This window comes from Streptomyces sp. NPDC007901, assembly GCF_042959465.1.
In the GTDB taxonomy this organism is placed as follows: domain Bacteria; phylum Actinomycetota; class Actinomycetes; order Streptomycetales; family Streptomycetaceae; genus Streptomyces.
This window is the reverse complement of sequence record NZ_JBIBKW010000029.1, coordinates 85,175-99,667: the sequence shown is the minus strand read 5'-3', so window position 1 is coordinate 99,667 and position 14,493 is coordinate 85,175. Positions and strand designations below refer to the sequence as shown.

The 14,493-nt window shown below is 69.0% G+C and carries 12 protein-coding genes; 6 read left to right on the top strand and 6 right to left on the bottom strand.

All coding sequences use genetic code 11. The features are described from left to right. Positions 1-325: 325 nt before the first annotated feature. Positions 326-1,579 (top strand): hypothetical protein, encoded by a 1,254-nt coding sequence (locus tag ACFZDK_RS49575; RefSeq protein WP_390984244.1) that lies wholly within the window; start codon positions 326-328, stop codon positions 1,577-1,579. Next, complete coding sequence (locus tag ACFZDK_RS49570) at positions 1,576-4,245, top strand: Helicase associated domain protein (protein ID WP_390984241.1); 2,670 nt, start codon at positions 1,576-1,578, stop codon at positions 4,243-4,245. The genes ACFZDK_RS49575 and ACFZDK_RS49570 overlap by 4 nt, the downstream gene beginning before the upstream one ends. 65 nt (positions 4,246-4,310) lie before the next feature. Here ACFZDK_RS49570 and ACFZDK_RS49565 read toward each other — a convergent pair whose 3' ends face one another. From ACFZDK_RS49565 to ACFZDK_RS49550, 4 genes are all read right to left on the bottom strand, one after another. Then, entirely contained in the window at positions 4,311-6,248 is a 1,938-nt protein-coding gene (locus ACFZDK_RS49565) for a hypothetical protein (RefSeq protein ID WP_390984238.1), read from the bottom strand. Beyond that, the gene (locus ACFZDK_RS49560) at positions 6,245-6,826 is read right to left on the bottom strand and encodes a hypothetical protein (RefSeq protein WP_390984235.1); all 582 of its coding nucleotides are present in this window, start codon (positions 6,824-6,826) and stop codon (positions 6,245-6,247) included. Before ACFZDK_RS49560 ends, ACFZDK_RS49565 begins: the two co-directional genes overlap by 4 nt. Further along, the gene (locus tag ACFZDK_RS49555; protein ID WP_390984232.1) at positions 6,816-7,901 is read right to left on the bottom strand and encodes a dsDNA nuclease domain-containing protein; all 1,086 of its coding nucleotides are present in this window, start codon (positions 7,899-7,901) and stop codon (positions 6,816-6,818) included. Before ACFZDK_RS49555 ends, ACFZDK_RS49560 begins: the two co-directional genes overlap by 11 nt. Before the next feature lie 746 nt (positions 7,902-8,647). Beyond that, positions 8,648-9,154: a hypothetical protein gene (locus tag ACFZDK_RS49550; RefSeq protein ID WP_390984229.1), complete on the bottom strand. Its 507-nt coding sequence runs from the start codon at positions 9,152-9,154 to the stop codon at positions 8,648-8,650. 163 nt (positions 9,155-9,317) lie between these two features. On the opposite strand from ACFZDK_RS49550, the gene ACFZDK_RS49545 reads away from it, so the two are divergent. Beyond that, positions 9,318-10,142 (top strand): hypothetical protein, encoded by an 825-nt coding sequence (locus tag ACFZDK_RS49545; protein ID WP_390984226.1) that lies wholly within the window; start codon positions 9,318-9,320, stop codon positions 10,140-10,142. 577 nt (positions 10,143-10,719) lie between these two features. Then, positions 10,720-11,616: a replication-relaxation family protein gene (locus ACFZDK_RS49540; protein ID WP_390984256.1), complete on the top strand. Its 897-nt coding sequence runs from the start codon at positions 10,720-10,722 to the stop codon at positions 11,614-11,616. 233 nt (positions 11,617-11,849) lie between these two features. Here ACFZDK_RS49540 and ACFZDK_RS49535 read toward each other — a convergent pair whose 3' ends face one another. Beyond that, a complete protein-coding gene (locus tag ACFZDK_RS49535; RefSeq protein WP_390984223.1) occupies positions 11,850-12,857 on the bottom strand; it encodes a hypothetical protein in 1,008 nt (335 codons plus the stop codon). Positions 12,858-12,945: 88 nt separating this feature from the next. On the opposite strand from ACFZDK_RS49535, the gene ACFZDK_RS49530 reads away from it, so the two are divergent. Continuing rightward, positions 12,946-13,284: a DUF6233 domain-containing protein gene (locus ACFZDK_RS49530; RefSeq protein ID WP_390984220.1), complete on the top strand. Its 339-nt coding sequence runs from the start codon at positions 12,946-12,948 to the stop codon at positions 13,282-13,284. A gap of 115 nt (positions 13,285-13,399) precedes the next feature. Next, on the top strand, positions 13,400-13,645 hold the full coding sequence (locus ACFZDK_RS49525) for a hypothetical protein (RefSeq protein WP_390984217.1): 246 nt from the start codon (positions 13,400-13,402) through the stop codon (positions 13,643-13,645). On the opposite strand, the gene ACFZDK_RS49520 is transcribed toward ACFZDK_RS49525, so the two are convergent. Next, a complete protein-coding gene (locus ACFZDK_RS49520; protein ID WP_390984214.1) occupies positions 13,646-14,452 on the bottom strand; it encodes a Ku protein in 807 nt (268 codons plus the stop codon). Positions 14,453-14,493 lie beyond the last annotated feature (41 nt).

Sequence of the window (14,493 nt, the reverse complement as noted above, 5' to 3'; positions counted from 1 at the left end):
CTGTAGGGGAGTTGGGGAGTGCTTCGCACTCCCGGGGGCGGGTCCGCTGCGCTCCCCCGCCTGACGGTCCGTCCGGCTTCGCCTCCCGAACCTTGGGGCCCGCTGTCGCGGGCCGGGCTGGTTGTGAGGGTGGGGGTGTCCCTCGTTCGTGTCGGGTTTCAGGATAGCAGCTGCATCAGGTTGATGCAGCATGTACCGTTGGCGGAAACACGAGACACCCCCCAACCAACCCGGGCGGGACGCGGGAAGCGAGGACTCATTGAATTCGCTGGGCTTCGAAAGGCGCTTTGAGGCGCGGAAGGAAATTCACCGTGAGGTTACCGGAATGACGGTGGAGCAGATTCACGAACTCTGGGTGGCCGCTGGCGGCCTGGAGAATCGAGAGGACCAGCCCCAACCGTTCAGCACGGAGGACCAGCTGGCAGCGGTCCGGCGCAACGAGCTGAAGCGCATCTGGACCCTCATGACCGAGGACTGCTGGCAGTCCTACTCCCCTGACAGCGACCCGGACGTACAGCGCTGGCTACAGGCGCACCAGGAGCGTCAGGCGCGCGCGAGCGGCGTGGCCCCGGACCCTGAGCTGATCCGCTACCGCATCGTGGCGCAGCGGACCGATCCGGAGCACCCGGGCGCTGTCCGGCTGACGAACTACGCCTATGGGCGGTCGGTCGAGGAGGCCCTCACGAAGGTCCGGAAGGCGCTGGAGAAGCCCGACAGTCTGTACGGGGACCAGGGCATGTACCGCGTGGTGGAGGTGGTGGAGGAGAGCCCGTCCAGCGAGCTCCGGCAGCAGGAAGAAGCCCGCCGGCGGTACCTGACCACCATCCTGGAGAACGCCACCGCCACCGTGCGCGGTCGCGAGCCGGAGGCCCCGGACGCGGACTTGGTCAGCCGCCTGGACGACTTCTTCACCCGCGCCGTCACCTTTCCCGACCCGCATACCCCCGGCGTACACCCAAGGCCCCACCAGGCCACGTTCGGCTGGACCAGCGAACAGCCCTACATCGAGCACGCCAGCGACCCCGGCCGCGCCCTGGCCCTGTTCCTCCTGGCCTACTTGGACCACTACGGCCTGAACCTGGAAGCGGCCGTCCGCGCCGGTGACCAGTCCGTTCCGTCGCCGGTGAGCGAAGGCCGGCCTTCCCGCGAAGCAGAGGGCGGCGAGGCACCGGCGGAACTTGTCGAGCGCGTCCTGGACATCTGCGGACAGCACTACGCGGCCGTGACCTGCACCAGCTCCGACCAGTGGGACCAGGAGTCGGCCCAGGAGGTCGTCGGCATCGCCCTGCGGACCGTGCGCATGGCGGAGCGGGACGCCTACCCGCAGACCCTGGACACGTACCTGCACGAGCGCCGGGCACGGCTGGAGCGGCTCTGGCAGCGCTACGGGCCCGACGGCATGTTCGCGGGCGAGGTCGTGATGATCGACCTGCCCGGCTGCTTCGCGCTGTGCGAGAGGATCGAGACGACCCCGCTCTGGCTCGAAGGGATCTGGACGAAGCAGGGCCAGGAGGAAACCGCGCTGGAAAGGCTTCAGAACAGCTGGCTGTACGACACGGGAGAGGAGGACGGGCGATGAGCAGGATTCCACTCAAGAAACACCAGATCGACCAGAAGTCGAGTTTCCGTAAGTGGGTCGGATTCCCTGCAAGGTCATCCGTGCCCCCTCAGGGCGCCCGTGGCACGATCGTGTCAGCAACCGGGTCAGGCAAAACGATCATGGCCTCTGCGTGCGCGCTGGAGTGCTTCCCCGAGGGCCGGATCCTCGTGACCGTGCCGACCCTGGACCTGCTCGTGCAGACCGCCCAAGCGTGGCGCGCGGTCGGTCACCGCTCCCCCATGGTCGCGGTGTGCTCGCTGGACAACGACCCGGTGCTGGAAGAGCTGGGGGTGCGCACCACCACCAACCCGATCCAGCTCGCCCTGTGGGCCGCCCACGGGCCGGTCATCGTATTCGCCACGTACGCCTCTCTCGTGGACCGCGAGGACTTCGACGACCCGATGGGCCAGGGGAAGGTTCGCGGGCCTCTGGAGGCCGCTCTGGCGGGCGGAGAGCGCCTGTACGGCCAGCGCATGGACGGTTTTTCGCTCGCCATCGTGGACGAAGCCCATGGTACGGCGGGTGATCTTGGCAGGCCGTGGGCGGCGATCCACGACAACGCCCGCATCCCCGCCGACTTCCGGCTCTACCTGACCGCGACCCCGCGCATCCTCGCCGCGGCCCGCCCGCAGAAGGGCGCGGACGGCCAGGAGCTGGAGATCGCGAGCATGGCCGACGACCCGGACGGCACCTACGGGTCGTGGCTGGCCGAACTCGGGCTGAGCGAGGCGATCGAGCGCGAAATCCTCGCGGGGTTCGAGATCGACGTCCTGGAGATCCGCGACCCCTCCCCCGTCCTCGGGGAGTCCGAGGACGCTCAGCGCGGCCGGCGCCTGGCCCTGCTGCAGACCGCCCTCCTGGAGCACGCCGCGGCGTACAACCTGTGTACGGTCATGACCTTCCATCAGAAGGTGGAGGAGGCCGCGGCTTTCGCGGAGGCGCTGCCGAAGACCGCTGCCGAGCTGTACCTCACCGACACCGATGACGAGACCATGGTCACGGCGGAGACGACACTGCCCAAGTCGTCGATCGACGCGGAGTTCTACGGCCTGGAGGCCGGCCGCCACGTCCCCCCGGACCGGGTGTGGTCGGCGTGGCTGTGCGGCGACCACACCGTCGCCGAACGGCGCGAGAAGATCCGCCAGTTCGCCAACGGCATCAACGCCAACAACCGGCGCGTACACAGGGCGTTCCTCGCCTCCGTACGGGTCCTCGGAGAAGGCGTCGACATCACAGGCGAGCGCGGAGTAGAAGCCATCTGCTTCGCCGACACCCGCGGCTCCCAGGTCGAGATCGTGCAGAACATCGGCCGCGCATTGAGGCTGAACCGCGACGGCAGCACGAAAATTGCCAGGATCATCGTGCCGATCTTCCTGGAGCCGAACGAGGACCCGAACGACATGGTCGCCTCCGCCTCGTTCCGCCCCCTTGTCGCGATCCTTCAAGGGCTCCGCAGTCATGATGAACGACTCGTCGAGCAGCTCGCCTCCCGCGCGCTCACCAGCGGGAAGCGCAAGGTGCACGTTCAGCGCGATGAGGAAGGCCGGATCGTCGGCGCCGACGGCACGGGTGACGGCGAGGACCAGGAGCACGACGACACCCAGGCCGCCGCCGAATCAGCCCTGCTCCACTTCAGCACCCCCCGGGACGCGGCGACCATCGCCGCATTCCTGCGCACCCGCGTGTACCGGCCGGAGTCGCTGGTGTGGCTGGAGGGCTACCAGGCCCTGCTCCGCTGGCGGGCCGAGAACGAAATCACCGGTGTGTACGCCGTTCCCTACGACGTTGAGGTCGAAGTGGGGGTGACGAAAGATTTTCCGCTTGGGCGCTGGGTCCATCAGCAGCGGAAGGCGTTGCGGGCCGGGGAGCTGGAGGAGCGGCGCAAGGAGCTGCTGGACGCGCCCGAGGCCGGGATGGTGTGGGAGCCGGGCGAAGAGGCGTGGGAGACCAAGCTCGCCGCGCTGCGGTCGTACCGGCAGGCCACCGGGCACCTTGCCCCGCGCCAGGACGCGGTCTGGGGCGAGGGCGAAGCGATGGTGCCGGTCGGGCAGCATGTCGCCAATCTCCGGCGCAAGGGCGGCCTCGGAAAGGACCCGGCCCGGGCAGCGGAGCGCGCGCAGCAGCTGGCGGCGGTCGACCCGGACTGGGACTGCCCGTGGCCGCTGGACTGGCAGCGGCACTACCGGGTGCTCGCGGACCTGGTCGACGCCGACGGCGTCCTGCCGGCCATCCAGCCGGGCGTGCTGTTCGAGGGCGACGACCTGGGCAAGTGGCTGGAGCGGCAGAAGCACCCGGGCACCTGGGCGCAGCTCTCCATCGAACAGCAGGAGCGGCTGTCCCGTCTGGGCGTCACGCCCGCTGAGGCACCGTCTCCCGCCCCGGCCCCTAGGGGTGCGACGAAGAGCCACGGCAAGGCGCAGCAGGCGTTTCAGCGAGGCCTGACGGCCCTCGCGCAGTGGGTGGAACGGGAGGGCTCGGACCGGCCGGTGCCGAGGAGCCACAGCGAAGAGATCGCGGTCGACGGCGAGGCGGAGCCGGTGGCCGTGAAACTGGGCGTGTGGGTCTCGAACACCAAATCGAGGCGCGACAAGCTCGCCCAGGACCAGCTGGCCGCGCTGCGGGAGCTGGGCGTGGAGTGGGCGTAAGACATAGCAAGAGGAAGCCGGTCGTGGAGCGCCGCGGCCTGCCCCTCCTTGTCCAGATGTGGCCGTCAGCTCTCGGGTTCACCGATGTAGGTGTTCGGCATAATGATCTGTTCGATGCCAGGGGAAAGGCGTGGTACTGGTACAGCCTGCGTGGAGATCACCTGTGCGCCTGTGGCTTGGGCGGCATCGGCAATGTCACGGAGAACTTCGTGAACGACGTCGCTTGCGATTCCCTGCTGGAAGGGGTTGTCGAGCATGAGGAGTCCCGGGTACGGGCAGTCTTCCCCAAGATCCCTGGCCAGGAACAGCAGGGCCCTGCTGTAGGCGAGGAAGAACAGCACTCGGGCCTCGGCCCCGAGAACATGATTCCAGGGGCGGGTCCCGACGTAGAAGGTTAGGTCGTCCTCGCTGATCATCACATTCCCTGCCACCCAGACATCATCGCGGTGGCGGTTGAGGAATTCGTTCATCCGGTCAGCGAACAGGGCGCAGCGGTCGATGGTAGTTCTCCCTGTGGTGGGGGTTTCATCGAGTTGCTGCTTCAGTCGGTTCAATCTGTCTTGGGCCGCCTGGCTCGTCTGCGTGGCGGCAGTCTTGCGGGTGAGCATCTGCTCGATGGCGGGCAGCGCCATGAGTTTTTGTTCCAGGGCGGCGGTCTGGGCGGCCATCTCTTCGAGTCTGGCCATGAACGGTGCGAGGCGGGCGGCCCGGTCGACGTTCAGCTGCCTGGCGATGTCTTGATGGGTGCTCTGGGCGTGCCGGTGGTCGGCTTTTGCTTGGTCGAGGTCGCGGCTGGTTCGGGCGATGACTTCCTGGAGGTCGTCGGCCTCTGCGGCCAGGGACCGCTTCTCCAGTTCTCCGCGTCGTCTGCGCTGGTCCTCTGTCACTGGCTGGGTGCATACGTAGCAGGTGCCCTCTGGGTGATCGCGATGGATGTCGATCTTCTGCTCGCAGGCAGGACACAGGCGCACCGGCAGGCTGTCGAAGATGTCGACGGAGGCTAGAAGGCGTTCCATGCGGGCGATCTCTGCCCGGACCGTGTTGTGGGACTGCATGTGGGCAGTCAGGACCTGCTCGAGGCCGGCGACGGTCTCGGCGGTGCTCGTGAGGTTCTGGGTCGCCTGCTCGTACTGCTGCGACAGGGTGGCGTCGTAGCCATGGCTCACTGCCCCGGCATCGCCTTCTTGGCGTCGTCCGGCAACAAGCTGCTCCACTTCGCTGGTCAGCTGGGAACGTTGCCTGACAACCGCGTCGAGCTCGGCCCGCAAGTCGGTTCTGATGGAGTTGACCTGCTGTTCGCTCCTGGGTGTGGGCAGCTGCAGGTTCTCGCAGACGGCTGCGACGGCTCGGTCTGTGCTGTCATGCACCTCTCGTTCGGCCGCCTGCGCCTGTGCGAGTCGGCGTTGTGCTGCCGCAACCTCGAAGTCGTGGTTGCTGTACCTGGTCGGGGCGAAGCCCAAGAGGTAGCTGATGACGGCTCGCCTCAGAAAGTCTTGTTCCTGGTCAGCGAACTGAGTCCACGAGTCCTCGTTGCGGTAGATGTGGCGCAGCACGCTGCGGAACGTCAGAGGTGTGAGCTCGGTGGCGGTGGTGGCCTGGATGCCTTTGGGAATATTAAGGATCGGCCAGCCAAGCTTGTGCAGGATGCGGTCGGAGAACTCGCCGACAGGGAATTCGTCGCCGTCCAGTACGACCTTGTTCTGGCGCCCGTACTGGAGGCTGCGCCGGATCTCCGTTGGAGCGCCGTCTAGGGTCAGTTCGATGCTGACCTCTACGTACTCGTCGGCTACGGCCGCCTTGAGGGCCTTGGTCGGGCTGTCCCGGTTGCCCAGACAGTAGTCGATGGCCTTGAGCGTGGTGGTCTTCGAGCTGTTCCTGACGCCAGACAGAACGCTGAGGCCGACGGTGTTGAACGCGTACGTGTCCATCTCGCCCGACATGTGCACCAGCGTGACCGACTCGACTCTCAGCCCTTTGCGGGAGGGTGTCGGGGGCGTCGTCATGGCCTGATCTCCTGGTTGTAGGCGAGGTCCGCCACTTCCTCGGGGAAGAGTTGGTAGACAAGGTTCTTCAGGTCGGTCCCGGACCACTGCGCCAGGTTGTCCTTCATGGCGCGGCATCGAGTGACGATGGGCTGGAATTCGTCCATGTCTGCCAGTGCTGCGGCCGCTCGCTTTCCGCCCGAGGTCAAGCGGACGCGCTCTGGTCTGTGACTGGAGGTGATGGTGATGAGACCGCGGGCCATGAGGAAGGCCAGAAACTGGCGGTAGCGAGGGTCCCAGGGGCCGAACCGGTACCGGATCATCGGAGCCTCTACTTCCTCGGGCATCGATGCACGAAAAGCGCCCTGTCCCCTCAGGGTGTCGGCTAGTTCCGTGTGCGCTCGCTCGAGGAAAGCCGGGTAGCGCAGGAAGAAGTCGAGCTTCGCGAGCTTGGTACGGCCGGCGATATGAGGACCGGGGGCGCTGCCGCACTCGGCAACCAGGAGCAGTAGCCGCGAGGCGTGAAAGTCTGGCGAGTCGTCGGGGTCCCATGGCCGGTGAGGCGGCGGGACGGCACTCGCGCCGATGTTATGAAGCATCGGCGTACCGGTTCTGACAGCGGGCGGTGATGTCCGCAAGGACGGCGTGAGCTCGGGCGAGGGACACGGTGCCGCTACTCACCGCGGGGAGGCCTTCTACGCGGGTCAGGGTCTCGAAGTATGCCTCTGAGCCGGCGGGGATGCGTCCGGCGCGTCGTTCTGCCATGACGCGTGAGCAGATGGCGTGGACTTCGTCGGCGAAGGCGTCCATCGCCTCGCGGGCTGGACCGAGGCTGGCACGCCAGGCCCGACGGTACTTCAGCGCGTTGTCCAGGTGCCCTACCGCCTCGTCTGCCGGGATTCCGGCGACCGCGAGCTTGTCAGTGAGCTTCGTGAGAGGCGCAGTGCTTCCGTCCGGCCTACGCCCGGTGGCCCGTGTGATCGCTTCGTGGAGCATGTCTTGGAAGTCGCTGGGGCGCACTTTGCGTGGCACTGGAGCAAGCGCGTCGCGTGCGATGCGAACTCCGAGCCAGACCAGGACGTCTTCGATGTCAGTGGTCAAGGGCGGCTCCCCCAGAACCTTCGTCACGATCGGTCCGAGCCGACGTAGGGCCCTGTCCTCAACCTGCTCGATCGTGCGGCCCTCAACAAGGACCTCTAGACGGTCGACGCACCAGCCGATGTCGCGGGCATCGGGAAGACCCACGCCTTTGAGCCGAACAATGATGTCGTCACGAATCTTCGACGGGACAGGCCCACGCTGCTGTCCGCGATCGACGACGAACGCATGGAAGTCGGCCTGCGGACTCTCGTTGACGATGAAGGTGAACCGAGTCTCGGGTGGGAGAGGTTTCCCGAGGAAGAGCTTTCCCAAGTAGCTCGTCTCTGGCTTCTTCGGAATGTCCGGTGTACACACGTTGGCGACACTGTGCCGCTTGCCGGCTTCTTCGATGGTCTTCACCTGACGGTACGCGGGCGCGTCACCGTTTCTACAGACGATGTCTTCCAGGTCCTCCCAGGAGACCTGAGTCCACATGCCCTCATGCATGTCGAGGCAGTCCAGAAGCGTCACCGCGTCTTGGTAGGCGAAGCCGCGCCGACTTCGGCGTCCGCCGTCAGCCGGCGCTGCAGACATCGGCGTTCCGATGAGTCAGGCACCCGTAAGGCGACACAGAACTGGCTGACGACCCTGTGGCTCGCACCCACACCCCCTAGATCATCCAAGGCGGCCAAGTACACCACCGAGTAACAGAGTGTGGCAATACGCTTGACGTTCAGCGACAGGGTTACCCATCCCGCCGCCCCTTGATGGGGCTCGACGCCGGGAGGACAGCACCGAGGCGTCGGCGACTTCCGTCCCGGCCTCCACCGCCGCGGCTGACGGCGGCACAGGCGCGGCGGCCCCGGCGACGCGCAACCGGCTGAGCGCGTCCCGATCCCCGGCCGCGGCCGCACCGCCCATCCCGCCCGTCCCTTCCTCCTTCACACCACTCAGCAGCCGCAACGGGGATGTCAGCGGGCCGACCACGGAAAAACCGCGTGGTGACCTGCACGGACACGGGGACGGTCCTGCAGGCTGCGCAACCCTTGGCGCAACCTCCAGCGCAACAGATAGGCGCAACCCTTGGCGCAACCCCGTGCTCCTGGTCGACCGAGGCGCGGTCACGCCGCCTGGACGGCCCGCTGGACGCGGGCCAGCTGCCGCAGCTCGGAGCGCGCCGCCGGCACCGAGGGGACGGTCTCCCAGTAGGGGTGCCACCACAGCCGGACGGACAGCGGGACGCCGCCAGTCCAGCACGTTCGCGGAAGGCGGCGGAGACATCAACGTCATCACGGCGCAGATTGACCGGGCCTGTTCGGGATGTGAGCGGCTGTGTCGGATCAGCGAAGCTCGGAACCCGGGTGCCGGTTGCCGCGGCAGTCGTAGACCGCGAGTGACAGATCCTTCACCGCGGCCCGAGCACGTTCGGCGTCCAGGCCGTCGTCAAGGGCCTCCAACGCGGCGGCCGCCGACACCCGAACGGAACGGGGCAGGCCGTCATAGGCGGAGAGCCGGTACGCGACGGTGCGGCGGGCCTCCTGTTCCTCATCGCTCGCCCCGTCGGAGGTCAGCGGGAAGACCGCGGCCTCGTACATCGCGATGCTCAGCAGGACCGTGTCGGCGATCCCTTCCGCATAGCCGTCGCCGCTGACGGCCTGGACGGAAGTCACCGCGGGCCGGGGGCGGGCGAGCATGCCGAATCCCGCGCCCAGGGCGGTGGTAGTCGCGCCCACCACGGCCCCCGACCAGTTGTCCAGGACAAAGCCGAAGCAGGCTCCGCTACTCACCACGCACACCAGCAGCGCGACGGTCATCATGTACACACGGGTGCCGAGCGGGGACGTCATGGCCAGCAGTATGCACACGCCCTCGGGGGCTGAGGCCGGGGCCTCGTGAACTGGGATGGCACCGCTGACCAGGGCCCTGTTGTCAGTGGTGCCCGGGACACTGGTGGCAAGCCTCAGCGCCGCAGCCTGAGGGTCAGCGTTCCCGGACTCGAAGGACTGGTACATGCTCACCGAAGCACTCATGGCCGTGGCCGGAGCAGGCGGCACCGCCGTCGTCCAAGCCGCCGGCACCGACGCATGGACCGGTCTGCGGCAACGCGTAGCCCGTCTCCTGGGGCGCGGAGACACTCAGCGCGAGCGAGCGGAGCTGGAGCGCCTGGACCGGACCGCGCAGGCGCTGGAGGAAGCCGATGCCGCCGGCGAGACGGAGCGGGCGCGCCTTCGCCAGGAGGCATCGTGGCAGACCCGTTTCGAGTCGCTCCTGGAGAACCTGGAGAACTCCGAGCGGCAGCAGGCCGCGACCGAACTTCAGGCGCTGGTGGCAGAGCAGCAGGCGTTCGCGGCCCGACAGGGCGTGGTCGGCAACACCTTCAACGGCCCCGCCGCTCTGCAGGTCGGAAACCACAACCAGCAGGAGAACCGCTTCCACATCGCGAGCTACCTGCCCGCTCCCATAGGCCCCCGGGTCCTCGTCAAGGTCTCCTACTCCATCCCGGTCTACGACCTGCCCGACGGCAGTCAGGACCTGGGCGACGATTTCGTCAGCGTGGAGGCGGTCAACACCGGAGACCAACCGATTGCCATCACCAGCTGGGGCATCGAGCTCCCCGGTGACCGGCGCATGTTCGTCACGCGAGGCGAGAACTGGGCAACGCCGCTCCCGCATGTACTCGCCCCCGGCGCCCCTCCCGCGCAGTTCTGGGTCCGAGTCGATGAGCTGCGGCGGGTAGAGCGAGAGCAGCGCATCCCGTACGCGCAGATGCGGCCCTACGTGAAGCTGGCCGACGGGACGGTCGTCCACGCCGACCGCAGCGTGCCGTTGGCCTGACGCGCGGAAGTCGTGACGAAGGGGCGGGCTGCCGGTGCTGGCAGCCCGCCCCTTCGTCGTGGCGCAGCGGGTGAAGGCCGTCGCAGCTGCTGTGGTGCCGGATATCCGACCGCGTGCTGAAGTCGGCCCGGCCCGGAGGACCCGCTGCGCTCCCCACGACGCCGTCATGGCGGCTTGTCCGCCCGTCGTCGCGCGCGGCCCCGCCGTCGCGCGCGAGGAACACCGGCGGCGCCCGATCCCCTCGCCCGCCGCCCGGGCCTGTCCCACCCACCCACTTCTCTTTTCTTCCTGCTGTGGGGCGTGGATTCGGGGGCGTAGAGGGGATGTCGGCCTCCCGACCGCGGGAAGGTCAGCGTGGTGACCTGCGGATTCACGGACGGGGCGGCAGAGGGCGCGGGCGGTTGTCGGACGGGTTGTCGGCGGGGATGTGGGTCTGGTCCACGGGGGTGTTGTCGCTTCGTGACCGTGGTCGGGTCTTCGTGGTCGGGGCTCTGGTCGGGGCCGGCTGCTGCTGTGACCGGGACGCGCGGCGCCGGGCAGGCCGGTGCCGCACCGGACGGGAAGCGAGCGGTCCGTGATGATCGGCGTGGACGTGGGCAGCGGGGACCGGCTGGCGCTGGGTGTGCTGGCGCAGTACCGGATGGCCACCACCGAGCAACTGCACCGGGTGATCGCGCCCGAGGTGCGTGTCGAGCAGACGCGGCGGCGGCTGGCCCGGCTGCGGGAGGAGGGGCTGGTCGGCCGCATCACCTTGCCGCAGGCCGGGCGGACCCGGGTGTGGTTCCCGACCGCGTACGGCGTGCAACTCGCCTGTGAGTGGCCCGAGCTGCGTGGGCGCCGACCGTCCAGGACTGTGTCCGATCCGACCGCCGTGCGGCTGAAGGCTGGCCACACGCTGACGGTGACCGAGACCGCGCTCGTCTTCCTCGAGGACGCCCGCCGCCGCGGCGATGTGTGCGAGCCGCTGGACTGGATCCCCGAAGTGCACCACCCGATCGGGAACCGCGAAGCCGTCGTCCCCGACGCCCTCCTGTACTACCGGCGCGGTTCCGTCGGCGGCGAGGGCGGGTCGATGCTGCGGGCGTTCGTGGAAGTCGACCGGGCCACCATGGGTCCCGAACGCCTCGCTGCCAAACTCACCGCGTACGAACGCCTCCACCGCTACGTGCCCGTGGTCCCGGGACGCCGGCCGACCCTCCGGGAACCGGCGGTGGAGGACTGGCGGCGGCGCTACCCGCTCTTCCCCCGCATCCTGTTCGTCCTTGACGGCACCGGGCCCGCCGGTGTCGAGAACCGGATCACGGCTCTGCGCGCGGCCGCCAGGCCGCTGGCGCCGTTCCTGCGGGACGTCCCCGTGCTCGCGGCGCCGCTGGCCGACCTGCTCCACCACGGCCCCTCCGCACCCGTGTGGCGCCCCGTTCACGAGCCCGGTCAGCGAGTCGGCTGGACCGAGCCCGGGCGCGGGCAGGCGTAGCCCGCTGACCAGCCGTGGTCGGGGTGAGCGGTGCCTGGTTTGGCCCCGTGGTCGGGCTCATGGTCGGGGCGCGCGCGGTCAAGAAGGGCCAGCGCTCCCCGCTCGCGGCGCTGGCGAAGCAGGCCGCCGCGGCGTGACGCCGACAGGCCTCGTTCGTTGAACGGGTCTGCGGAGCAAGGGACAAGCCTCCGGGGGCCGGTTGCCTGGAGGCTTCATCGTTCCCTCACGGGTGGTCAGGAGGCGCGCCGGGTGGCGCCGGCCGGGCCGATCGCGTGGGGCCCGAACTTGGCGCGGACCCGGTCGGCCGCCTCCTCCATGACCAGCCGGGCTTCGCGCCGGGGATCGAGGCTGAGCTGCTCGGCCACGGCATCGGCCGCGACCGCATCGTCGCCCTTCAGCACGATCCCCCTCAGCCGCCCGCGCTGGAGACCGGCCGCATCCATCAGCTGAAAGACCGCCGTGCGCAGGTCATCCTCGTGCGCGGACGGCTCCCGCAGACGGCGGCTCTTCTCCCACCGCGCACCGCCCGCGAAGTGCAGGGTGAGCGTGACAGCTCGGGCGGCCTGGCCCCGGCCGCGCAGCGTGACACCGAGCCGCACGACCAGCTCCAGCAGCCGGGCCCGTACCTCCGCCCCGTCCAGCAGGTCCCGCTCGAAACGGGCCCGGACGCTCGCGGACACCGGCAAGGCGGCGGGGGTGACGGGGCGGGGATCCCAGCCGCGGGCCCGCTCCGAGGCGATCCGCCCGGCACGCGCGCCCAGGATCTGCTGCACCGTCCCCGTCGGCAGCGCGGCCAGCCGTGCCACCGTGTCGATGCCGTACCGGCGCAGCACTGCTGCGTGTCGGGGACCGATCCCGTGCAGCGCCTCCACCTCCAGCACGCCCAGCCACTGCACGGTGTTCTCCGGGGCCACCGCCACGATGCCTCCCGACACCGGCGCCTGCGCCGAAGCCGTCGCCGCGACCGTCCAGGAGCTCGCGACCCCGATCTGCAGATCCACCCCCAGCCGCGCCACCGACCGCAACCGGGCCACCTCCGCCAGCCGGCGCCCGTCGGCCCCGTGATAGCGCACTGCCCCCTTCAGCTCGACCAGAGCCGCGGCGGGCGGCAGGGCCTGCACGACTGCGGACAGATCCGCGAGCAGCTCCAGGACCTGTCGGTACGTCTCCTCCCGCACCCTCTGCGGACAGCGCACATGCATCACCGTCGCCGCCCGACCGGCATGCCCGTTCACGCTCACGGCACCCACCTCCCAGGCCAGACATTACCGAACACTTATTCGAACACGCGAGGCGCGAGGCGCGATCCGAGGGCATAGACTCGCAAATGTGTTCGATGATCTTCCGCCTGACCTGGAGCGACTGCAGACCCTGCGGATCTGGACGGCCCGGTGCCTCGAACAGATCGACCGCAAGATCGCCCAGCTCCGGCAGCGACAGGCGGAAGAGGAGCACGGACGGCGCAACCGGCCCCGGCCCCCGGACTGGATCGTCGAACTCACCAACGACAAAGGCGAGCCGTTCCAGGTCCACGACGGCCAGTGCGGCATGACCGGCAGACGGCACCGCGCGATCGGCCGCGACGAAGCCCGCCGGCTCCTCACCGCAGACGGAGTACCGGCCTGCCCGATCTGCCACCCCGACACCCAACTGCACATCATCGACTGAGTCCCGGGACGGCATCACCCGCCGGAGCGAAGCACAGGGTTATCCACAGGCCGGAGCCGGGTCGTCGGTTCCTCCGTACGCTGCTGCCCTAGTCGATCACACGGGGGTGTGCGGGATGCGGTACGGCGTGGTGGTGGAGGAACTCGCGGTGGAGGTCATGGCGCAGCTGCCCGACGACCGGGCCCGGCGGGAGGTGATGGCACTGGTGGAGGTCGCGCGGCTGGATCCACGGGCTTGGCCCGATGTCCGCGACCCGGGCTCGGTGGAGGAGATCCGGGAGGCGTTCGGCCGGCGGTGCTGGATTCAGTACCTGCCGCACGCCGGAGCGATCGAGGTCCGTGACATCGGGTGGGCGGGCTGATCACTCCCCGGCCCGGTCGGCCTTCGTGGGATGCCGCGCGGACCGTGCCTCATCGACGCTCTGCTGCAGCGCGGACATCAGGTCGACGGCGGGCGGGGGCTGAGGGGGTTCTTCCTGCTCGCTTCCGGTGACGACGGCGTCAACCAGCTGCTCCAGGGCGAGGGCGTACCCGTCGTGGTCCACGCTGTCGTCCACGCCGATCATCTCCTCCACCAGCACCTCCGCCAGCCGCCGTTCACGGTCGCTGAGCGGGACGTCGGGAACCAGGTGGGCGAGGTCGCCGGGATCACGGATCTCATCGCCCCATCGCAGCGTCTGCAACAGCAACAGACCGCGATACGGCCGGACCACCGCCCTGCGCTCGCGGCTGCGGATCGCGACCTTGGCCATGGCCACCAGCTTGGTCCGGGCTAGGACCTCCACCAGCAGCGCGTATGGCCGGCCTCCATCCCGTGATGCGGGAGCGACGTAGTACGGCCGGTCGTAGCTGATCGGGACCACGCCGTGCGGGTCGATGAAGCCCACCACCGTAATCGTGCGCTTGGTCGGCAGCGGCAGGCGGGCCAGGTCGTCCTCGGTGAGCGGCAGCATGCGGCCGTCCGGGAGGGCGACACCGCGCCCGACCTCGGAATAGGGGATCTCGCGACCCTCCGCAGCGCAGAAGCGGCGGTGCTGGACACGGCTGCCGTCGGCCGTATGGATCTCGTGGAGCCGCACGGTGTGCTCTTCCGTAGCCGCGTAGAGCTGGACCGGAATCGAGACCATCCCGAAAGCGATGGTGCCCGACCAGGTAGCGGTGGCCCTCATTCTTCCAGCGTCGGCGGCCGTGGCTCCCCTCGCATCCGGGA